11 protein-coding genes are annotated in these 23,410 nt (G+C 49.5%); 3 read left to right on the plus strand and 8 right to left on the minus strand.

Features of this window, described 5'->3' with window-relative positions:
* Positions 1 to 71: 71 nt before the first annotated feature.
* A complete protein-coding gene (locus NYE26_RS24635) occupies positions 72 to 5,186 on the minus strand; it encodes a WIAG-tail domain (protein ID WP_339250833.1) in 5,115 nt (1,704 codons plus the stop codon).
* Between the two features lie 220 nt (positions 5,187 to 5,406).
* Between NYE26_RS24635 and NYE26_RS24640 the strand changes: the two genes are divergently transcribed.
* The gene (locus NYE26_RS24640; protein ID WP_209875988.1) at positions 5,407 to 6,504 is read left to right on the plus strand and encodes a YheC/YheD family protein; all 1,098 of its coding nucleotides are present in this window, start codon (positions 5,407 to 5,409) and stop codon (positions 6,502 to 6,504) included.
* A gap of 90 nt (positions 6,505 to 6,594) precedes the next feature.
* Positions 6,595 to 7,386 carry an archaetidylserine decarboxylase gene (gene asd / locus NYE26_RS24645; RefSeq protein WP_339250837.1) on the plus strand — a complete coding sequence of 264 codons (792 nt, stop codon included), beginning with the start codon at positions 6,595 to 6,597 and terminating at the stop codon, positions 7,384 to 7,386.
* A gap of 173 nt (positions 7,387 to 7,559) precedes the next feature.
* Here the strand turns inward: asd and NYE26_RS24650 are convergent, their stop codons facing one another.
* From NYE26_RS24650 to NYE26_RS24680, 7 genes are all read right to left on the minus strand, one after another.
* Positions 7,560 to 8,066 (minus strand): DUF2569 domain-containing protein, encoded by a 507-nt coding sequence (locus NYE26_RS24650; RefSeq protein ID WP_339250839.1) that lies wholly within the window; start codon positions 8,064 to 8,066, stop codon positions 7,560 to 7,562.
* Positions 8,067 to 8,068: 2 nt separating this feature from the next.
* Positions 8,069 to 8,812 (minus strand): DsbA family protein, encoded by a 744-nt coding sequence (locus NYE26_RS24655; RefSeq protein WP_339250841.1) that lies wholly within the window; start codon positions 8,810 to 8,812, stop codon positions 8,069 to 8,071.
* 58 nt (positions 8,813 to 8,870) lie between these two features.
* Complete coding sequence (locus NYE26_RS24660) at positions 8,871 to 13,079, minus strand: fibronectin type III domain-containing protein (RefSeq protein WP_339250843.1); 4,209 nt, start codon at positions 13,077 to 13,079, stop codon at positions 8,871 to 8,873.
* Between the two features lie 19 nt (positions 13,080 to 13,098).
* The gene (locus tag NYE26_RS24665; RefSeq protein ID WP_339250845.1) at positions 13,099 to 13,920 is read right to left on the minus strand and encodes a DUF1629 domain-containing protein; all 822 of its coding nucleotides are present in this window, start codon (positions 13,918 to 13,920) and stop codon (positions 13,099 to 13,101) included.
* A gap of 9 nt (positions 13,921 to 13,929) precedes the next feature.
* Positions 13,930 to 19,458: a S8 family serine peptidase gene (locus tag NYE26_RS24670; protein WP_339250847.1), complete on the minus strand. Its 5,529-nt coding sequence runs from the start codon at positions 19,456 to 19,458 to the stop codon at positions 13,930 to 13,932.
* 315 nt (positions 19,459 to 19,773) lie between these two features.
* On the minus strand, positions 19,774 to 20,523 hold the full coding sequence (gene gpmA, locus NYE26_RS24675) for a 2,3-diphosphoglycerate-dependent phosphoglycerate mutase (protein ID WP_339250849.1): 750 nt from the start codon (positions 20,521 to 20,523) through the stop codon (positions 19,774 to 19,776).
* A 434-nt stretch (positions 20,524 to 20,957) separates the two neighbouring features.
* Positions 20,958 to 21,743: an AraC family transcriptional regulator gene (locus NYE26_RS24680; RefSeq protein WP_036727103.1), complete on the minus strand. Its 786-nt coding sequence runs from the start codon at positions 21,741 to 21,743 to the stop codon at positions 20,958 to 20,960.
* A 224-nt stretch (positions 21,744 to 21,967) separates the two neighbouring features.
* Between NYE26_RS24680 and NYE26_RS24685 the strand changes: the two genes are divergently transcribed.
* Positions 21,968 to 23,269, plus strand: coding sequence for an aminotransferase class I/II-fold pyridoxal phosphate-dependent enzyme (locus tag NYE26_RS24685; protein ID WP_339250851.1), 1,302 nt, complete (start codon positions 21,968 to 21,970; stop codon positions 23,267 to 23,269).
* Positions 23,270 to 23,410 lie beyond the last annotated feature (141 nt).

The following is a 23,410-nucleotide window of genomic DNA, read 5'->3' on the forward strand; positions in this document are numbered from 1 at the left end:
ATGCTGGCGTAATCATGCACAAAAGGCGCAACCCACGGCTGCGCCTCATGTACAATCTATTCTGCCCTCAATCAATCAAAAGCACGATGCTCCACAGCAGGTTTGACCAGCGGAGTACCGAGCGCAATCCACGACAGCACGCCATAGAAATGCTGGGTCTCGCGCAGCCGTACCACCTCAATCGTCGCTCCTCCGCCCGTTCTGTTCTTAAGCGAGGCATGGAAGTACGGCTGGTTAGCCATGGCAACCAGCACATAGCCGGTATGGCCGAAGCTCTCGTCAAAAGAAACCGTCACCTCCACACTCTCCGCCTCACCATTGAACATGAACGCCGTCATCCCGAACTGCTGCAAAACCTCGCGGTTCCCGACACTCTGCACCGGATGGAAGGACAGATGCTCCGCATTGACTGATCCGGGCGCCAGATGATCCCCGTTCACTGCACCCTGAGCAATATGATGGCTCTGGATACTGTCTTCTTCCAGATGCCGGGACTGGACGGCAAAGGGAGCGATTTTGGCAGCCTTCACCGCCTCATCCTGCAGTTCAGTGCTTCCTACCGCACCTTCAGCCAGATGGCCGGTGCCGACGCTGTGAATCGCAAGCTTCGCTCCGTTCACACTATGGTCCGGGAGCAGCTCGGAGGTCAGCGCATCCCCGGCCAGATGCTCGAGGCCTATACTACCAGGACGGATATGGCGTCCGTCAACGATTCCGGGAGCCAGATGGCCTCCGTAAATGCTGCCCGGAGCCAGATGATTAGGCCCCACCGCTCCTGGCGCCAGCTTGCTGCTGTCTATACTGCCCTCACCCAGCAGCTCGGAGGTCAGCGTGTTCTCGGCCAGATGCTCACGCCGGATGCTGCCCGTGCGGAGATGGCTGCTATCCACTGAATCAGGCGCCAGATGATCTCCGTTCACTACACCCTGAGCAATATGATGACTCTGGATGCTGTCTTCTTCCAGATGCCGGGACTGGACGGCAAAGGAAGCGATTTTGGAAGCCTTCACCGCCTCGTCCTGCAGCTCAGTGCTGCCTACCGCACCTTCAGCCAGATGCCCGGTGCCGACGCTGTGAATCGCAAGCTTCGCTCCGGTAACACTATGGTCCGGGAGCAGCTCGGAGGTCAGCGCATCCCCGGCCAGATGCTCGAGGCCTATACTACCAGAACGGATATGACGTCCGTCAACGATTCCGGGAGCCAGATGGCCTCCGTAGATACTGCCCGGAGCCAGATGATTAGAGCCCACCGCTCCTGGTGCCAGCTTACTGCCGTCTATGCTGCCCTCACCCAGCAGCTCGGAGGTCAGCGTATTCTCGGCCAGATGCTCACGCTGGATGCTGCCCGCGCGGAGATGGCTGCTATCCACTGAATCAGGCGCCAGATGATCCCCGCTCACCGCATTCTGAACAATGTGGTAGCTCTGCACGCTGTCTTCTTCCAGATGCCGGGACTGAATGGCAAAGGAAGAGATTTTAGAACCATCCACCGCCTCATCCTGAAGCTCTGAGCTTCCCACTGCCCCTTCCGCCAGATGCCTGGTTCCAATGCTGTGAGGAGCAACCTTCCCCCCTGTAATACTGTCATCCTGCAAAAGCTCAGAGGTCCGGGCATCCTGGGCCAGATGCTCCAGGCCGATGCTGCCGGGACGGATATGACAGCTATCCACGGCTTCAGGCGCCAGGTGACCTCCGTAGATGCTGCCGGAAGCCAAATGGATAGAGCCCACAGAACCTGCGGCCAGCTTGCTTCCACTAATACTGCCATCCGGCAGCAGCTCCGCACTTCTAGTTTCCTCCGCGAGATGCGCCAGCCGGATAATTCCCGGCCCCAAATGGCGATCCCGGATTACTCCGCCTGCAAGATGTTCTGCGTTCACGCTCTGCGGCTGGAGATGCTGCGAACCCACTGCGCCTTCAACCAGCTTGCTTCCACCTATACTGCCATCCGGCAGCAGCTCTGCACTTCTGGTTTCCTCCGCGAGATGCGCCAGCCGGATAATTCCTGAGCCCAAGTGATGCTCCTGGATAGCTCTACCGGCAAGATGCTCTGCGTCCACGCTCTGCGGCTGAAGATGCTGCGAATCCACTGCGCCTTCGGCCAGCTTGCTTCCACCTATACTGCCATCCGGCAGCAGGTCCGCACTCTTCGTCTCCTCAGCCAGATGCGCCAGCCGGATAATCCCTGAGCCCAAATGACGCTCCTGAATTACTCTGTCTGCAAGATGCTCTGCGTCCACGCTCTGCGGCTGGAGATGCTGCGAATCCACTGCGCCTTCAGCCAGCTTGCTTCCACCTATACTGCCATCCGGCAGCAGCTCCGCACTCCTCGTTTCCTCAGCCAAATGCGTCAGCCGGATAATCCCCGCCCCGAGATGACGCTCCTGAATTACTCCGCCAGCAAGATGCTCTGCGTCCACACTCTGCGGCTGGAGATGCTGCGAATCCACTGCGCCTTCAGCCAGCTTGCTTCCGCCTATGCAGCCATCCGGCAGCAGGTCCGCGCCCCGCGTATCGGAAGCCAGATGACTGAGCTGAATGCTGCCGGCGCGGATATGCCGGCTGCTTACTGCATCCGCAGCCAGGTGGCCGCCATACACACTGCCTGCAGCCAAATGGAAGGCCCCTACCACACCTGCCCCCAGCTTGCTGCCTGCGATGCTGCCATCCGGCAGAAGATCCGCGCTGCGCGTCTCTTTGGCCAGATGGGCCAGCGTAATCTCTCCGGCACCGATATGCCGGGCTTCCACCGCTGCCTGCGCCAAATGAACGGCCTGAACACTCGCTCCAGCCAAGTGAACCGACTCTACAGCACCCGCTGCCAGCTTCTCTGCGCCAATGCTTCCGTCGGGCAGCAGGTCCGCACTGCGGACCTCATCTGCCAGATGCGCCAGGCTAATGCCACCATCCGCGAGATGCCGCCCTTCCACTGAAGCCTCAGCCAGCTCGCTTCCGCCTACACTGCCAGGAGTGAGATGACGGGAAGCTATCGCCCCCTCGGCCAGCTTAGTGCCGCTGATGCTGCCATCCTGAATCTGGATCGATGAGACAGAGCTTGGAATAAGATGTCCGTTGCCGATCGACATCGGCCGGATATGTGCTCCGCCCACGCTGCCAGCCGCCAAATGTCTGCCTTGCACAGACGTATCCTTAAGCGAATCCGGGCCGACCGCGCCTGCCGACAGATGCTCAGTCTGCACTGCTGAGGCTGCCAGCTTCTCCGCGCTTACACTGCCGTCCGCCAGCTTAATTGAAGTGACGGCCAGATCACCGAGTTTATCCGTTGAGACACTCTCCGGCGATAGCTTCAGCGAAGTGACGGCATAGTCGGCCAAATGATGCGGCTGTACAATCGCAGCAGTGAGATGGGCCTCCTTGACGGCACCGGAGGACAGCTTATCTGCCGTTACCGAACCGGATTGCAGCGCGGATGAAGTCACACTGCTGTCTCCCAAATGCCGGCGTTCGATGGCGCCGGATGCCAGATGACTGGCGTCTACAGCCTCCTCCTGCAGCACCCGCCCGCTGATGCTGCCATCCGCCAGGTGCTTCTCCTCCACGGCGCAGACCGCAATATGCTCACCGCTGACCGCTTCTTTTGCCAGAATCGTACTCCCGACCGCGCCCATGGCCAGCTTGGCGGTAATGATGCTGCCGTCCGCCAGCTTGGCTGCGGTAATACTCTGGGGGCTAATATGCTCTCCTGTAACGGATTCATACCCCAGTTGTTCTTCCGTAACTGCCCCTTTGGCCAGATGGCCGGTCAGGACGGATTGCTCCTGCAGCTGGGCAGAGCCTACAGATTCTGCAGCCAGATGAGAATTATCCACAGCTTCGCGCTGCAGATGAGCCGAAGTGACAGCCTGCGCGGCAATCTGCGCACTGCGCACGGCAGATTTCGCAATATGGCGCGTCATCACGGCTTCGTCAGCCAGCTTATGAGCGAGAATGCTCTGATCCGCAATTTTGGAAGAGGTGACCGCCTGCTCTATCAGCTGTGCAGTTCCTACCGCGCCGTCCGCCAGCTTCACAAAAGAAATGCTGCGGTCCGCCAGATGACGGCTGCCAACTTCACCTTCGGCAATATGGTCGGCATGGATGCTCTCCGGGTTAATGTGCTGGCTGCGGATAGCTTTCGCCGCGATCTGCCGGGACCCGGTTGCCCCATCTGCGAGATGCCCGCTCTCAATAATACCGGGCTGAAGCTGCTCCTTGCCGATCAGGCGCGCCGCCAGCTGTTCCCGTCCAATGGCACCCGGGGCCAGATGCCTCGCGGTAATGACGCCTTCCCCCACATGACGGCTCTCGATCACTGCATCACCCAGCTTGACACCGCTGATCTCGCCATCGGCGATTTTGTCGGCGGACACCGCTTCGTCAGCAAGCTTAGAGCGGTCAATACTGCCGTTACTGAGATGGCGGCTGTCAATACTGCTGCTGAGAATCTTCTCACCAGTCACTGCCCCATCATCCAGCAGCTCCGCTGTGATAATGAACTCACTGAGATGCCGGCTGCTGATGGCACCATCGGCAATATGTCCTCCGCTGATCATCCGGTCTGCCAGCTTCTCCGGACCGACGCTGCCATCCTTCAGCTTCTCGCCGCCGATGGAGTGATCCAGCAGCTTGCCCCCGCTGACACTGCTCTCCGCCAGATGCTCACCGGTAACGGACTCCGGCGCTATCTTCGAGGAGGTAACCGCCCGGTCCGCAAGGTTGATGCTCTGCACTGCATAGTCCTGCAGCCAGGGTGTGCCGATGATGCCATGCTTTAGCCTGGACCCGTCAATGGTCCGTGGAGCAATCTTGGCACCGGTGACGGCGCCATCGGACAGATCATCGGTGTATACGGGCTGCAGGCGTTCTTTTTCCGGCGGAGCTGTTACCTCCGCTTCTAGCAGGGCAGCAGGGCCTTCCTGCTGGCGCCCCTCTTCCGTCACCGTTCCCTGATTCCCCTCCGGTGCAGGCACAGTCTGCTGGAGCGGTGCGGTCACTTCCAGCATCTCCACCCCGCTCACCTGCAGGGCAAGGTCTTCCCCCTCTGCCACTTCCACCCATTCCAATTCCTGGTTCTGTTGTGTTTTGGGACTGCTGTCCAACATGCTAAGTTCAGTCGTATCGGGATTATCCACGTAATAGAGCGGTCTTTTGGAACTTCGCTGCTGTTTTCGTTTGGGACTCTTCACAAGCAGTCTCCTCCTTCCATCTATTGTATCTTCTAGGCATCATATGCAGCAGCATGGGCGGATGACACCCTTCCCCTAGCCGGTAATCCAATCTTCTCCTTTCAAAAAAGGGCATCTGCCGCCGCGCATCCGTCCAACCCTTACGGGCACGTACATACATACAATGACAGGAGACATAAAAACAGCCGGGAAGTACTTCAAGATAACAGGAGGAACGAACATGGGGCAAAAGCTCGTTGGGATACTGCTAAATGCCGCTATGCACGGGGGCGTTCCCCGGTTAAAAACCGGACAGGAATCTCTGGCCAACTATGAAGAGGCCGCTGCTGCATACGGATTAACCCCTTGCTTTGTGAAGCTGTCCGACATCGACGTAGCGTCCGGCTTCAGCAGTGTCTATATGAAGAAAGGTCTGCAAGGCTACCGCAGACAAATCGTCCCTACGCCGGAGGTCATCCACAACCGGGCAATCTATGATCCCCGCAGCACTGGAGTCGAGCGCCTGCTCCGGCAGGGAATTCAGGTCTATAACAGCTGCAACCGCTACGGCAAGGATCAGATTCACGGCCTGCTGGAGCGCAGCCGCGAACTGCAAGCTTATCTGCCGGTCACTGCAAGCGGACTCTCCGGCCTGAGGGAGATGATGAACCGCTACCCGGATCTGATCCTCAAGCCTTGCCGGGGCAGCGTGGGTAACGGCGTGATGCGGCTCACCCGCAGCGGCGAAGGGCGCTGGCTCTGGAGCTACTCTCTCTCTGGCTCAAGACGCAAGGTTAGCAGATCCGTTAACCCGGACGCCCTTCCCCGCGTCCTCCGCGCCCGGCTCTCTTCTGTGCCCTATCTGGTCCAGGAACGGATTCCGCTGGCCGAGATTAACGGACGCCCCTTTGACCTGCGTGTTACGGTACAGCGGGGCTGGGGCGGAGCGTGGCAGGTCACCGGCCTGTTCGCCAAGCTCGCCGCTCCAGGTGGCTTTGTATCGAACATTGCCAGAGGAGGCGAAGCCCTGAAATCCTCTTTTGCCCTGGAGCAGGCATTCCCTGGAGAAGAGGCGGCCAGAATCCGTATGTCCGTCCTCTCACTCAGTCTCGCCCTCGCCCGTGAGCTGGAGAAGAGTCTGCCGGGGCTGGCCGATATCGGTCTGGACATCGGTGTCACGAAGCACGGACAGCTGTATTTCATTGAATGCAACGGGCGCGACCAGCGTTACGGCTTCCAGAAGGCCGGACTGCGCGGGGTATGGAAAGACAGCTACCGCCAGCCTATGGGCTATGCCAGATATCTGTACGAAGAAGCATTAAGAATGAACTCTTATTGATTTGTCTCCTATTCTATGTCAATATAATGCAGAGCGGGTGGAGTCCCTTGGCACAGGATAACACTGCTGCATGATGGAAGGGAGATGGGCATGGTTAAACAATTGCTGCGGCTGATGACCGAGCTATCCTCGCACAGATGGCTTTCCAGGTTGATGGGGGCTTTATCCCACAGCAGACTCAGCCGCCTTATGATTCCGGTATTTATTCGTTCCTATCAGATTCCTGCCGCCGAGGCGGAGAAGGCTGCCGGAGAATACCGTACACTGAATGAATTCTTCAGCCGCCGCCTGAAGCCGGGGATGCGCCCGGTGGCCAGCGGTGAGCATGCCGTAGCCAGTCCTGTAGACGCGATGATTACGGCAATGGGCGAAATCAACTGCGGCACGATAATGAATGTGAAGGGGCAGGATTATACGCTGGAGGATTTGCTTAATCACTCGCCACACCTCGAACTGTACAAGAAAGGCTATTATTTCGTCCTCTACTTAAGCCCTACCGATTATCACCGGATTCACTCCCCGTTAACCGGACAGCTGAGGGAGAGCGATTATATCCGCGGACGGGCTTACCCCGTGAATGATTTCGGCATGCGCCATATGAAGAGTGTCCTGAGCCGTAACGAACGGCTGATTACTTATATAGCCGGCAGCTATGGCGAGACCGCCGTGGTCAAGGTAGGCGCAATGAATGTGAGCAGTATCCGCTATACTGATGAGACGGCCAAAGAATGGCAGCGCGGCGACGACCTGGCATATTTCGAATTCGGTTCCACGGTAGTCCTGCTGATGGAGAGCGGCACCTTCACCCCGCGCCCCGGGCTGGCCCCGGATACGAAGGTGAAGATGGGCGAGCTGCTGGGAGAGATGCGGCGGCCGGTCTAGTTCTGCCGGACCTGATCCTGCACGAACGTCACAACTGATAATAGGACAGGATTACACTTTCCGCACAGCACAAAACCCGACTAAGGACACGAATTCGTGTACCTTGGACGGGTTTTTTTGAACTCTAAATGAAGCTTCCGGGTTAGCGCATAGGTTGCGTTCGTCAGGCTTTTTTACCGGATAAAGGTGTATCTTACGCGCTCCGATTTCCGGAAGTAGGCTGTCCATATCACACAGGTGAATAACGCTCTAATCAGATCACGCATACTGCTTCCATCCTCCAGCTCACTGGCAACAGGAATATTCATCACGAGCACATAATCAACGATCCCGATCAGCAGGTTGACGGAATAGAGGATAATCATCATACGCGGCAGGAGTGCCTTTTTTTGATAAAACAAAATCAAAGTAAAAACAGTAAGCAACAGCAGCACTCCGTTCGCAGCCGCTTCAAATATAATCACCGGCGCCCAGAGCGGATGGTACATTTCCCCTTGCGGGGATGCCAGAATCCCCCAATACTCCTGGCTAAAGCTGGGAATATTGTAGTTCAACAGCTGATACGATACTTGAATTAATGTTGCGATTAATCCGATCTGCACCAGCACCAGCCAGCCTCCGAGACCTGATGGCCGTAGCGGTGGATATACATGTGGTTCTTTTTCAACCTCTGTTTCCAACTTTATTCCCCCGATATGACTTTCAATTGTTTATTAATGGCATTAGCCAAACCTTCATAAGATGAATCAGGCAATAATTCTCCGTTTACCATAAATTGCGGTGTACCATTAACTCCATAGTGACCTGCGGTTTTGTAATCCTCCTTTACATCAAGCATATAGGTATGGCTCTTTAAGTCTTTTTCAAACAAATCATAATCAATATCCTTCATATTTTCCTTCACTAAATCAAGCAAAAAAGACTCTGTCGCCCATATCTTGCTTTCATCCCCTTGGTGTTTGTACAGAATGTCATAAAACTCCCAGAACTTATTGTTATCCTGCTTAGCAATCGCTTCCCCCGCACTCGCGGCTAGAATAGAGTCACGGTCTATGAAAGCGTAGTTGATGAAAAAAAACTCAGCTTTTGCTGTGTCTATGAACTCACTTATGAATCGTTGCATATTCTTATCTTTCCATTTTTTGCAGGCCGGGCATTTAAAATCAGCAAATTCAACAACCTTTACTTTTGCCTTGGAGTCACCGAGATGAGGCTGTTTTTCATACTTCAGCCCTTCCGTCTGATATTCACCTTTAATTTGAGTATAGTTAGGCATTTCTTCCACTGAATAGGACTGGCCTGATGTATGATCTATGGCTACAATCGATATTAATCCAATCAAAATGACTGCAAAAATAGCAGAAGCCATGAGTATTGATCTGTTTATCTTTGAACCTTTTCTTTGTTTCTTCACATTATTTGACAAACTGATTTTGCTCCTTTTGAAGGACCTTCATAATCTGAAGGTCCTTCTCATGTAGTTGTTAAGGAGATACAGGCATACTTGGGTTCGAGACATTTCCCGCCTCATCTACAGCAATAACCGTAATTGAGATAACCTCATTTTCAGGAAGCTGTAATTCAATTCCTTCATGTGCAGTAGTTTTTAGCACAAGTTTTTCGTTAATGAATACCCAGTATTCTTTGACACCCTTGTTATCTTTCGATTCTTCCCATTGCAAAGTAGCTGCACTTGAATTCTTCGTAATCCCCACATGTGTAGGAGCAGTAGGTGCAATGAGGTCTGGCATTACAAACCCTTCAGGGAATTTTATGTTCTTATAAAGACTCTGTCCGGCCTCTCCGCTTACAATTAAATCTTTTGTCACAAGCGTACTGCTGCTTATAGTCTTGAGAGAAGTAGTTTGACTTGGTGTTAACCCCAAAACAGTTACCGGAACTCTGGAATTGCTGGAGCTTCCATTCCCAAGCTCTCCGCTACTGTTGCCCCCCCAAGTCTTCACTACATTTCCATCAATCGCTGCATTATGACTAACACCCGCGTCTATGTCTTTAATATTAGTTAAAGCGGAAACAGTAATAGGAGAAGATGTAGGACTAGTGCTGTTATTGCCTAACTGTCCAGAAGCATTATAGCCCCAACTGTAGAGAGCCGAATCCTTCTTTGCAATGCTATGGTACATACCCGCAGAAATTTGCGTAATTCCGCTAATAGAAGTTACATTTACAGGGTTGGAACGGTCCGTATAAGTCCTATCCCCAAGTTGCCCATACGAATTACTTCCCCAGGCCCAGACGGTTCCATCTGTCTTTAGAGCAAGCGCATGGTAGAACCCTGCTGAAAGACTGCTCACATTGACCAATGAATTCACTTTTACTGGAATCATTGAATCTGTTGTAGAACCGTTTCCTAATTGTCCGTTCATATTCATTCCCCATGCCCAGACACTGCCGTCATTCTTAAGAGCCAAACTGTAGAACATACCTGCACTTATAGCTTTCACTCCGCTTAGTGAAGGGATCTTTGTTGGAGCATATTTATTCCCTGTAGTTCCAAGTCCTAATTCACCATAATAATTCGATCCCCATGCCCACACCGTTCCGTCACTCTTCAGCGCCAGAGAGTGGGTTTGACCTGCCGAAATGCCTGTAACAGAGTTGAAGTTTTCAATTTTAGTAGGCTTATACTGCTGATAGGCAACAGGCTGGTATCCAAGTTGCCCCAAAGAGTTATCCCCCCAGCCCCATACGGAACCATCACTTTTAAGGGCTAATCCGTAAGACCCGCCGGCAGAGACTGCAGTTATTGAGGTAAGGTTCACAGTCTGGATCGCCTTATTAGACGAAGTTGCTGTCCCATTCCCTAATTGCCCTTGGTAGTTATTCCCCCATGCCCAGACAGAACCGTCACTCTTCAAGGCATAGGTTTGATCGGATCCTGCCGAGACCGCCATTGGTGCGGAAGCCTCCATCGTTACCGAAACCTCATTGCTTGCAGCCGAAATATTGTTAGCATAGTCCCTTGCCTTAACCGAAAAGGTATATGTTGTTCCAGGTGCAAGACCTGTAGCCGTGTACCCGGTTACCGAATCAATGGAGTTCCCGTCAACAGGGAGTGCCTGAATCAGATTTGTTCCGCGATAAACCAGATACTCTTTAATGCCATGGTTATCGGAAGCCTCATTCCAGGAAAGTACAGCTGTTGTTGCTGTTTTACCAGTTGTCGTCAAATGGAGCGCAGCGGGAACCACAGTGTCCACCGGATAATCTATCCCGCTTACCAAGGTACGAGTACGCTGCAAAATCATATTTCCTGTTCCCAATTGGCTATCACCATTAACTCCCCATGCCCACAGTGAGCCGTCCATTTTAACAGCAAAGCTGTAAAACTCAGCAGCCTCAATATCGGCAATTCCATCCAAGTGCGCAGCTCGAACAGGTACTAGTCTATTTTGTACAACTGTACCATCTCCCAATTCACCATGAGCATTGTCACCCCAGCTCCAGACCTTACCTTCACCCGTTAACGCGAGATTATGGGCATAAGAGGAAGATATTTTGATAATATTGCTCAGATTCTGAACCTTGGCCGGGACCGGGGCATCATAAGTTGATCCGTTGCCTAGCTGTCCATATGCGTTGAAGCCCCAGGTCCATACGGTTCCATCCTTCTTTAGAGCCGCCCCATGCATATAAGAGAAATCAATTTGAATAATATTTTCCAGCCCCTGAACCTGCAAAGGAGTAAGCTGCTTATATTCAGCAGTTGGGAGATATCCAAGAATCCCCCTGGAGCCATCCCCCCAGATCCACACTGTGCCATCTTCTTTCAATGCCATAGTGTTGTAATATCCGCCAGCAATTGAGACAACCGAGTACAACCCGCTGACTTGCACAGGAGTAGCTGAACTATTGATCGTTCCAATGCCCAGTTGTCCAAAACCGTTATTCCCCCAGGTCCAGACCGTTCCATCCTCTTTCAGGGCCACGAAGTGTCCGAGGCCAGAGGAGATAGATACGATATGATCAAGTCCGGTTACAGGCTGCAAGGATAAATTATTACCGTAACTACTTTGTCCCCAGGTCCACACACTCCCATCGGCACGTAGCCCAATATTTTGTGTCAATCCGGAGGAGATCATAGAGAAACTATCGAGTGCCGAGATTCTTGTCGCAATATTGCGGGTTGTGAGGGTTCCATCTCCCAATTGTCCCTTATTGTTAAGCCCCCAGCCCCAGACCTGTCCCTTATTATTCAGGGCAAAGTTATGATCACGGTATCCCGATACCGCAATACTGCTGGTGAAGAAAACCAGTGGAATAGTTTCTTCGGAAACGTTTCCGGCATTGTCTATAGTTACTACAGTAATTGAATATTTCTCATTCGGACGAAGATTTTCCAGCTTAATCTGCTGATTCTTGGTGATTCCAAGCAATTCTTCTCCATTTAAAATTTCATATTCGTTCACTCCTGATAGGCTATCCGAACCTGCTGACCAGCGAATCAGGGCTGAAGTTCCAAACTGATTAATTTTAAAAATATTCGCAGGTGCAACCGGCGGAGTTAAATCGATCTTAACAGTGCCTTCTGCAATTGCACTTAGATTTCCCGCCATGTCAATCGTCCGGGCATACACCTTGGTAAGTCCCTCGCTACGGACAGGAAATGAATTAACATATTCAATCCACTCCGTAGCCGTACCTACTTTATAATCGTAGCCTCGAACTTGACTTTCAGCATCTGTACCACCATCCAGATTGATATAGACTGGTTCATTAGTCCAATCGGAAGTACTAAGACCAATTAATGGCACAGTAGGAGCTGTTTCATCAAACTGCAATGTATGTTCGGCTATCACACTGCTGTTTCCGGCATAGTCCAGTGTCCGGGCATATATATTCATCAGTCCATTCCCGCTTACTTCTACAGGTTGGGAATAATCAAGCCACTGACCAGAATTTCCTACACGATACTGTGATTTTAAAGTACCGCTCTGACTGTCAACACCATCCGTTATAGTAACGGTGAACGAAGAGTTACTCCACACATCCGGACTAATATTGAAGTCAGGAGAAGACGGTGGCTCCTTATCCACACTGATCTTCGTTTTTTTTGCTTTTTCCACGTTCCCGTCAACATCCGTTGAACGGTAGTAGATGATTGTACTAGGCCCTTCCACAGTAAAAGGAGTGGTGTACTTATTCCATGTCTGTCCCGCATTGAAACTATACTCAGAATATTGTATTCCTGAATGCGCATCGGTTGCATTAAGAGAAACTGTAACATTGCTGTTGTAATAAGAATTTTGTCCTAACGTTCCATTCACTGAAACAGATGTCTCTGGAGGGAAATTATCTTTTTTTATGGTGAAGGAAACTTCTTTAGGTGCTTCATTATTGTTATTTAGTCCAATGGACTGATAAAGAATATGGTATACTTTTTTATCTGAGAAAGATATCGGTTGACTGTAGGTTAGCCAAGATCCTCCATCATCCAAACTATAGCGGGTTGAAGAAACGCCAGAGCCCGGATTCTGAATGGTGAGCCCAAGTTCTACTGTCCCGTAATAAATGCCATTAACATTTAGACTGCCTTTGAGTTGATGTACGGTTACAGGAACACCCTCAGCGGCTGCCGCCGAAAGTGTTCCTGTTCCAATACCGGGGATAAGAAGTGTAAAAACAAGAATTAAACTTATGATAAATGTAAAAGGCCGCTTTAATGAGTACATTTCATTCCTCCGAACTCTATTATTTAATATCGTACTTTTCTACTTCGTGCCATTGTAACAGCATCAACACTGGAGGAATATAAATCGGCTGTCCCCAGTCATACACCAAAGCTGGAGTCAGATCTGCTATCCACAATTCCCCATTCTCATCTAGTTGCATTCTCCATTTTCCGCTGGCAACCGCTTTTCCCTGCTCCATAAGAATACGAGCCTCATCATAAGAAAACTCAGTCCCTTTGCTGTGCTCAATAGAATCAAGAGCTGCTTGATAATTCTGTTTCTGTTCTTCTTCTTTTTCTGCAGTAAAAGCTGAATCGTAAACCTCCGAGAAATCCAAGCCCTTAAGGCCGTGGAGTTCTACAAGGTCTTTAAATGCTTCAGTTACGAAAACTTGGACGACAGCTGTTTCCTTGATTTTAAACATATAGGTTTTTTCAGGTATTTTTGAAAAGTCAAAAACAAATTTAATAAATCGTGCAAAGTTTCCTTTCCCAGTAAGCTTAATTTCTGAGCGGTTATAGTCAACACAATCGATGACATTGGTGATGTTAAGCATAAACAAGTTTAATTCAGGATGAGCTAAAGGAAGAATTTCAACTTCTTCCGCAAGAATTGGAAATAAAATATCCTTTACCTTCTCTGATACAATTGGTTGTCCAGATAAGTATCTTGGAAAATCATTGTATTTCCTTTTATTATTAGTGTACAAGAGCGGTGGCGTCCACATCGGCATTTTAGATTGCCCTTTAAATTTCAACTCTATAGGATGCTCTGCACTCACAGACTTGTCCAGCATTAAATCACTGGAATCTTCAATGGATCTTAAACTATATACTCTCATTTTCTCCTCCTAATTCTTTGCTCTGTATAGTTTATACTCACCAGTAAGCAACTTTTCTCTCATCACATTGATTGTATCTAGTACTGCATCAACACCATCATCTTCAACAACGCTTAGCATTTTGTATAAATCCTCATAATAGCTTATTCCATGTGAACCTGTGTGAGTGGAAATTGTAAATTCGTCAATAACTAATACATCTGCTTTATTACCAGCTGGGGGCAAAAACACTCCGTTTGCTGATGAATTAAGATCAATATTATATTTTTTCATAATAGCATGCAATTTAACAGCCCAAACATTTGAAGGCTTATACGGAATAATGTGATGTGCCGCCCAATTGAAAGGCTTGGCTAATCCTGTTGCCTTTGTAATTTCTCCAGCCAGAATAGTAGATTGTGCACCCGTGGTTCTGGCTGTTAACCTTTTAGGTACAATTTTACTATAATTAGAAAGTTGACAAGCTTCCGCTGAATTATGAGTCAATAAAGCAAACTCTGAGAGATAATAGGTGTGGAACTCTTCTACCTCAAAATTATATACCTTGGATAAAGTATCACTTAATGCAACAGACTCCAAAACAACTGTATCGCCTATTTGCGTCTCTAATAAATCCCCTGGAGCTAACTCATCAGCGGTTACCCAGCCTTTTCCTATCACCCAGAATGGATGGTTACCTGTGCTTTGAATTGTTTTACCTTGAACTCCAAGATTATAAATCTCAGTATTTTCTCTGCTAAATAAATTGACGACAGGTTTATACGCTTGCTTGCCGGTATCTGTATCCTTCGCTAATACAAGATCTCCAATCTGAATCTGTTCTATCGGCTTTGGCCCATCTTTGGTAATGATCTCAGTTCCTTCAGGAACGCACCCGCAAGGGTTCAATTTAAAGACTAATTCAACACGTTTAGTCGCGGTATATGATATTTTCTTTCCTGCTGTTACAAAGTTCCCTATGAATGGAACAACCGCTCCGGCTGATAATAAAGCATCAAGGTAATCACCATTTACAAAGTAAATCACGCCATTAATGGCATCAGCACCTTCACCCAATATCGGTATCATCCCGATATTACTTAAGGTACACTGTAATCGCTCTTTTGCATTACCTTCACTACAAGTAGCTAAAGCTAATGCGCCAGCAGAAAATTGCTGGATACCTGTCATCCCGTAAACCTCAGCAAACCATGTTCCATATGTCAATTCATAGGCATGATCATTTGGATGCAAAATATAACGCTCAAAATAGTTTTTACACGACTTACAATTACTGGTTTTCGAAGTGATCTTTTTCCCTTTTTCAATAGTTGGAGGCAGCGGAATAATATTTAATCCATTTAATGGATCGTTGATTACCTGTACTAGGAATTCCTGAGTTTGTTTCTTTTTACTCCCTTCCAAACGTGATACAAATATTTTATATAAACCATCCTTTGCCCAGTATTGAGGCGGTCCTGAGATTGAGTCTGTATAATTTGCATACCAATATTTATCAGGTGATTTAGAATCAACCGATCCATTCCAGATAATATCGGTCAGTGTATCCTTGTTGAAGCTTCCTCCCGTGGTATATTCATAAACACTTAACCCATTTGCTAGATTGGCTGTTTTAATCTCTACTTTAAGGCTAGTATTATTCACCTTGTTTTTATACTGAACTTTGACAGAACCTTTACTGCCAGGCGTAGCATCGAAGCTTTTCACTGCGCTTGCTTTCAGAGCACGCAAGGTAGACAAGAACTCACTTTCGCCCTTTGTGTACTCAATAATATTAATATCTGCTGACAGTTCATATTCAAACTTGGAGAAGCTCCAAGCCGGGCCTTCCCAACCACTTTGAATCTTCAGATAATATGTCCCTGCATCCAGGTCAAATGACATCTGCCCCTCGGCACTGAAGTATCCCCTGATATTTCCGTAGGAATCCTCAATGGTGCCGTCACCCTGAGACAGATATAAGCTGACCTGATCTGGGGCAGTCAAATCTATTTTGTAGTAATCCATATCATATAAAGATGAAATTGCGAGCGGAGCACCATCTGAATCTGTAGTCACAATTTCCCCAAATGGAAGACTTGCTGCAGTACCTGGGCTGCTATGCTCCATATTCTCGACTGTAAACCTTGTCTGCAATCCATTTACCGAACCAAAGCTGCTTATAGCAACGTAGTAGGTGACGCCGGCAGTTAGATTCATTTCTAGCTTAGAGAAATGCTCTCCGTAGGGCCTGTAATCTGTAGCATCGTCATTAGCATCCAGCAATGTCGTTAAATCAGAATCCGAATACAGAGCTATTTCGGTATCATTTAACTGTGAAGTCGCCTGATAATTGGAAGTAAAGAAACGATATTTGCCTGTTGATGCAGGTGTAAACTGCAGATAGGCTTCTTCCCCGCTTGCCTTGGATAAATCAATGGGTGTCCTGCTTTTCAGTACTGTAAACGCGGTTTGTCCAGCTGACGTTACCAGCAACCGTGCATAAGTTTTACCGCCATTTGCTTCATTTACACGAATATAGTATGGAACACCAGCACTGAGATTCACAGTCACCTCCGAGAACACGGAGTCTGCTTTATCATCGTTATGACCACCGGTGATAGGTTCTTCCATATCTACACTCGCATATACAGAGAGATCCGTATCGTTAGCCTTTGAACTAGCGCTTCCTCCGTAACGGTTAGTGTTTATTCGGAATCTACCAGTATTTCCAGGAACGAAGACATATACATTACTGTTCCCGGCCTGTTCGTTAATATCAACAGGATGATCTTGCTGAATGTAAGGAATGCTTGAGCTGATGACATCTGCAGTAACTCTAGTACGCAAAGCAGTTGTATCAAAACCATTTACTTTGACATAGTAGGTCTGTCCGCCAATGAGGCTGATTCGGATCTCTGAGAAGACCGTATCATTCGTATCATCATTCACTGCAAGCTGCTTATTGAGTTGTAAATTGTTATATATTGAGAGTTCAGTATCCACTACAGAACCGTTACCTTGATACGGACTAGTGAAAATCCGGTACACTCCGGTTGTAGCTGGCTTAAAGCTGAACAGCTGTGTGCTGAGAGAGGCCTGGTTTACATCCTGCGGCTGATACACAATTAGTTCTGGCAAGGTAGTTGAAGCCTGAACGGAGGCATAGGCGCTGCTGCCTTTAGGATAAACTGCGGCTACTTCCAAGAGATACCCCTGTGAAGACACCAAGTTTAAAAATGTATATGAATTAACGTTAGAGGTACCTTTCTCCACACCGTTAATCCGGAGTTTATAGAGCGTTGCCTCAGGCATCGAATCCCAGGTAAGCTTTATACTATTAGCATAGGCTGCCGTTTTCAGACCAGTAGGAACTGCAAACGGTTGAGTCTCAATAGATCCCAAAGTCAACGTATACGGTGAGTTGCTAAATTGGCCGCTGAAGCCAGTGATCTTAAGGTAATACACTTCATTTTTGGTAATTTGTAAATCTACATGCTCTGCCACGCCAGTGCCATTGGAGGAGCTCCATACGGGAAGTCCGGACGCAGTATAAATATCAAGTTCATAGTCAACTTTAGATGGAATGGTTAATCCGATAGGGATTTGTCCTGTCTCTTCAGCTGTCAGTTTGTAATAATCCACATCACTGGCTGAAGAAATGTAAGAGATATAACTGTTTTTAGGAAATACATTTTTTGCAGTTATAAAGGTATCATTAGGTTCAAAAGTATCTTGCCCTATACCTGCTTCAGTTACATAAACTGTAAACTGGTAGTCATATAATCCTGAAGGTACGGCAGGAAATTTGTATTTTATTTTATACGTACCGGTAGGCGTGGATGAAGAAGTCTGCCAAGTGTAGGGAATATCCTTATCCAGTGCCACTCCAGTTATCGTTTTACTTGCAATGACCTGAAGCGGATTGGAGGCAGAAGTAACTTCCACCTCAACTTTTTGATGCGGGTTCTCTCCATGCTCATCTCCTTCCAGCTTTAGGGAGACTGTAACCGAATCCCCAGGATGGATAGAGGCACCGTCATTCTTAGGGTCGTAAGAGGCGATTCCTATTTCACTATCTGGAATAGAAGGAATGATCGTATTAAGTCCTGATAGATTTTCTTCCGATAATGGGGCAATTGACCCTGTAATAACCCCTTCTGCTTTGGCAATATTAACAATTCCGTGACCGGCTTCATGTGATGTTTCGAGCGGGGTTGCCGCTTCATATAACTTATCAATAACTTCCTGCCCGTTCAGCGATGGATGGTGAGACCACAATAATGCCACAGCACCCGTGACATGCGCTGCGGCGTTGGATGTTCCCGAGGAAACACCATACTCTCCATTCATTGTTGTACTTATCACGCCAAAACCCGGTGCTAAAATATCCAGTTCATCGCCTGTAGCTGAGAAGTCCGTACGGTGGTGTGATGATTCTATCGCACCAACAGCAATAACCTCAGGGTATCTAGCAGGATATTGCACGGTGTCTTCCCCGGAACCATTATTTCCTGCTGCAGCAACAATAATAATACCAGCGGATGTCGCCTTCTGAATGGCTTTGTGCAGCATTTCACTATACTGCGCAGATACAAAACTCATATTAATGATATTAATCTTATGATTGATCGCCCATTCAATACCCTGAATAACCGAGCTTGTATATCCGTCGCCAGAAGAGTCGGCTACCTTTACTGCATATAGCTCAGCATTCGGTGCCATACCTACTACTCCGAAGGAATTATCCGAGGCGGCAATTGTACCTGCAATATGTGTTCCATGCCCCTTATCATCCTCATAACTATCCGCAGATTCTACATAACTAACCCCGCCAGCAAGATTCAGGTCCGGATGGTTAGATATTCCCGTATCAAAGACTGCCACTTTGATCTGGCCATCACCTGAACCTACTGCTTGTCTGGTTATATATGAACCTGACGAGTGAATTCCCCAAGGAATGGTTTGTGAAGATTCTTTAATTGGCTGCTCTTCTACCTTGGTGAGTGTTCTCTGTTCTGCAATTTGTATTGGTTTATCTTCTTCTACTGCAGCAACCATTGGATTTGCAAGCAGCTGATTGACTTCCTCGGGATGCAACTCCATATACAGAGCATTAGCACTTTCCAGATCCTTCACATGATATAAATTAACTTTTTGCGCAAGATCTTGATCGTATTGCTGTTTTCTCATCTCCGCTAAGGGACTCAGGTCTAGTGCACTATTCTTCAGACCTAACTCGTATTTCTCTTCATATACACTGTAAACTACGCTAGATACATTTACCTGGTAATTCTCCTTCAAGCTGACTATGTATTTCCCTCTCATATTTTTACTGTAAGTATCCTGTGTTACTGTCATCGACGATAATATTTCACCCACTGCGTCCTTAGTTTCCTTCGATACCGAAGATATCAAATCACCAGTTTCGAGCGCTGGCTTATTCTCTGTGAGAACGCCACCTTTAGTAGCCCCGCTAGCAGTAGCATAGCTAGACATCTGGCTCACATTTCCAGTCAAGATAGATAAAACTAAAAATAATATGGCTATCCTCTTCAAAAAAATTTCCTCCTATTAAATAAATTTCCATCTGGATTACATACTTAAACAGAGTATTCTTTTACTATAATTTCAACAATAATAATTTTTGTTCTTTTTTTTATATTGATGTCGAATAATGACATATGTTAAAAGATACTACTTTAGACACGTGTCATTAGCTGCTGGCTATTGTAATTTATCGGACCCTTATCCCTATTTATTAACAAACGTTTGTCACACAAATGTCAAAAAAGGGAGTATCCCAACGCCATTAAATGGCTGGAATACTCCCTTTATCATCCTCTATGCTAAGCTGGGCGCAGCGCCGCCCCCTTACTCCGTAACCTTACTCTGATTCGCCACCTCGCGGGCTTTCTGCTGCACCTCTTCCGGTTCGCCGAGGTAGAAGCGGCTGATTGGCTTCACATCGTCGTCGAGCTTGTAGACCAGCGGAACGCCGGTCGGGATATTGAGATCCAGCAGTGCGGTCTCGTCGATATCCTCCATATACTTGATCAGGGCCCGCAGCGTGTTGCCGTGCGCCGAGATCAGAACCCGCTCCTTCTTGCGGATGAGCGGCACAATCCGGTTGGTCCAGAAATCCCCGACCCGGTGGACGGTATCCTCCAGGCTCTCGCCGCGCGGGATGTCACCCGGACGCACTTCCTTGTAGCGGATATCATGTCTGGCATAACGCGGATCATCCGGCTCCAGCATCGGAGGGCGGACCGAGAGGCTGCGCCGCCAGATATGGAGCTGCTCCTCACCGTATTGAAGTGCGGTTTCACTTTTGCTGAGGCCCTGCAATGCACCGTAATGGCGCTCATTGAGCTTCCAGGATTTCTGCACGGGAATCCACAGCAGATCCATCTCATCCAGGATGTAGTTCAGCGTCTTGATCGAACGCTTCAGCACCGAGGCAAATGCCAGATCGAAGGTATATCCGGCATCCTTCAGCAGCTTGCCCGCCTTCTTCGCCTCTTCAACACCCTTCTCCGTCAGATCAGGATCATTCCAGCCCGTAAACAGATTCTGCCGGTTGTATTCACTCTCTCCATGCCGTATCAGGACTATTTCGTACATAAGTATTCTCCTTCTCCCGTGTATATTTTGGCTGTGCTTTCCTTTATTTTGTCACAGCGCAGTGTCCGCTTCAACTTCAGGCCTGCCTTGCGGACTGGAGAGCCGCTATTTCAGTGATTCTGCCAGATCACGCAGGGCAAGCGGACTCAGATGCTCTTAAGTTAGCCCATACGCCTCCATTTCGGCCCCAATCTGCATAATAACGGCCCCTGAGTCCGCAGCGGGCGGAATAAGTGCCTTTTTCGCAAATTAAGGTCCTCACGGTCCGCATAGCACGGATGGCATGCATAGCACACACAGCACACATGGCACGCATAGCACATCAAGCACCCGTAGCATAACAGCACACATAGCACGGATGGCGCACATAGCACATACAGCACATCAAGCACCCGAAGCACCTATAACACTCAGCACAATACTCCCCCGCCGCTTCAGCGAATCTCCGATGGGCTCTTCCCGGTATGCTGCTTGAACTGGCGGCTGAAAAAGAAGATGTCCCTGTAGCCGAGCGCATCCGCCACCTCCGTGACGTTCATGCCCGCATACAGCAGCAGATGCTGAGCCCGTTCGATCCGTGCGCGAATCACATAGGACTGGACCGAGGAGCCGGTGATCTCCTTGAACTTGATCGAGAAATAGCGAGGGGACAGCCCTGCACGGGCGGCCAGATCCTCTACCCGGTGCGCCGCCCCGGGATGCTGGCTGACATAGTTGGCGACCTCGTGGATCACCTCCGCCAGCTGGTTGCTGACATGGCGCTCGACCGGCCTTGCCTGATCCTGCCGCAGCAGATGAATCATGAGCTGCTTCAGAATCAGACGGCCCTCCTCCTCCGCAGCGTAGGTCTGCACCAGGAACAGCCGGACATAACGGGCCAGCAGATGCTCGAACTCCACCGTCTCACTTAGCTCGTGGTAGAACGCCGGCACCTCGGTCACCTCTTCGGCAACATCGAAATGAATATATGTAAGCACAAGCGGCTTTTGCGGATTATGTGTGGCGCTGGTATAATCCCCCGGACGGAACAGGAAGCAGCTTCCCTTCCCTACCTGATAGGGCACTCCTCCGCGCACAACAGTCCCCTCCCCGCTCCAGACGTAGAATAAATCGTAATTTTGCAGCGGCTTCTCTCTTTTTTGCCACTTCCAGCCCGGTTCACAGACAATCTTCGCCAGGGCCGGGAGGATTACAAAAGAGGATGGCGATGCATGCAGCATATGATTCCCTCCTATAGATATAGCGTAAGCTTACTTTTCATAATACCTTGTCCGGTTCCCATTTGTACATCTTCTGGGCTGCGCATGGGGACGGGACGCCGCTTCGTTTCCAAAACTATTTATGAAAACGCAGCATTCCTAAGTGACGGGGGCAATCCGCGGTGTTATAATGTTAGGCAATGTTAGCGTATATATCCCAGAAGAATACCGGAAGGATGAAACTGATGAATCCACTGGCTGGACAATTGAATGACAGCATCAAGGCAGGCAATGAACATGTGTACAATATGCTCTCTGGTCTCGGTAAAGCGATCTATTTTCCCAAAGAGGGGATTCTGAGCCAATCCGCAGAGGCAACGGCTCATGCTAAAAAGTATAACGCCACCATCGGGATTGCTACCGAGAACGGGTTGCCGATGCACCTTGGCGTAATCCAGGATAAGCTCTCCGCCTTCAGCCCCAAGGACCTGTACGGCTATGCACCTCCAGCAGGCAAGCCTGAGCTTCGCTCTGTCTGGCGGGAGAAGATGCTGCGGGAGAATCCGTCGCTTGAAGGCAAGTCCTTCAGTAATCCAATCGTCACGAATGCGCTGACCCACGGGCTTAGCATCGTTGCCGATCTGTTCGCAGAGCAAGGGGATGCCGTCATTTATCCGGACAAAAACTGGGAGAACTACGAGCTGACCTTTGGCATCCGCCGCCAGACTGAAACCGTGAATTACCCGCTCTTCACGGAGGACATGAGCTTCAACAGCGAAGGGCTGCTGGATGCCCTGCTGGCCCAGAAGGACCGCGGCAAAGCCATCGTCCTCCTTAACTTCCCGAATAATCCAACCGGATATACGCCAGGCCTTGCAGAAGGCGAGGCCATTGTTGCCGCTATCCTGCGTGCTGCCGAAGAAGGCGTTAATGTGGTAGTGGTCAGCGATGACGCTTATTTCGGACTTTTTTTCGAGGATTCACTCAAGGAATCCCTGTTCGGCAAGCTGGCGAATCTGCATCCGCGCGTGCTGGCGGTCAAGATTGACGGAGCCACCAAAGAAGAATTCGTCTGGGGCTTCCGCGTCGGCTTCATCACCTACGCTTCGGAGAACAAGGAGCTGCTGGCTGCGCTGGAACAAAAAACCCTGGGCATTATCCGGGCCACCATCTCCAGCGGCGCGCATCCGTCGCAGACCTTCGTGCTGGACGCGCTGAAGGCGCCGGAATTCTCAGCCCAGAAGGAAGAGAAATTCCTCATCATGAAAGGCCGGGCCAACAAAGTGAAGGCACTGCTGGACAGCGGTAAATACGGCGATGATGTATGGACGTATTATCCGTTCAACTCCGGGTACTTCATGTGCCTGAAGCTCTTTACCGTCTCTGCGGAGAATCTGCGGCTTCACCTGATTCACACCTACGGCCTGGGCACCATCGCCCTTGGCGAGAGCGACCTGCGCATTGCCTTCTCCTGTATCGAGGAGGATCAGCTGGAAGATCTGTTCGATTTGGTCTATGCGGGCATCCGTGATTTGGAGAAGGCCTGATCATCCGCCTGTGCATACCTGCGTCAGCCCCGGAAGGCCGGGGCTGATTTTTTTTGCCCGGTGCTACGGCATTGGCCTATACACGTTCTGCCCTCCGCACATACAATACGATGTACTCAAGTACAACAACTCACACGCGAA

It is taken from the genome of Paenibacillus sp. FSL P2-0136 (genome assembly GCF_037975325.1).
GTDB lineage: Bacteria > Bacillota > Bacilli > Paenibacillales > Paenibacillaceae > Paenibacillus_AQ > Paenibacillus_AQ silagei.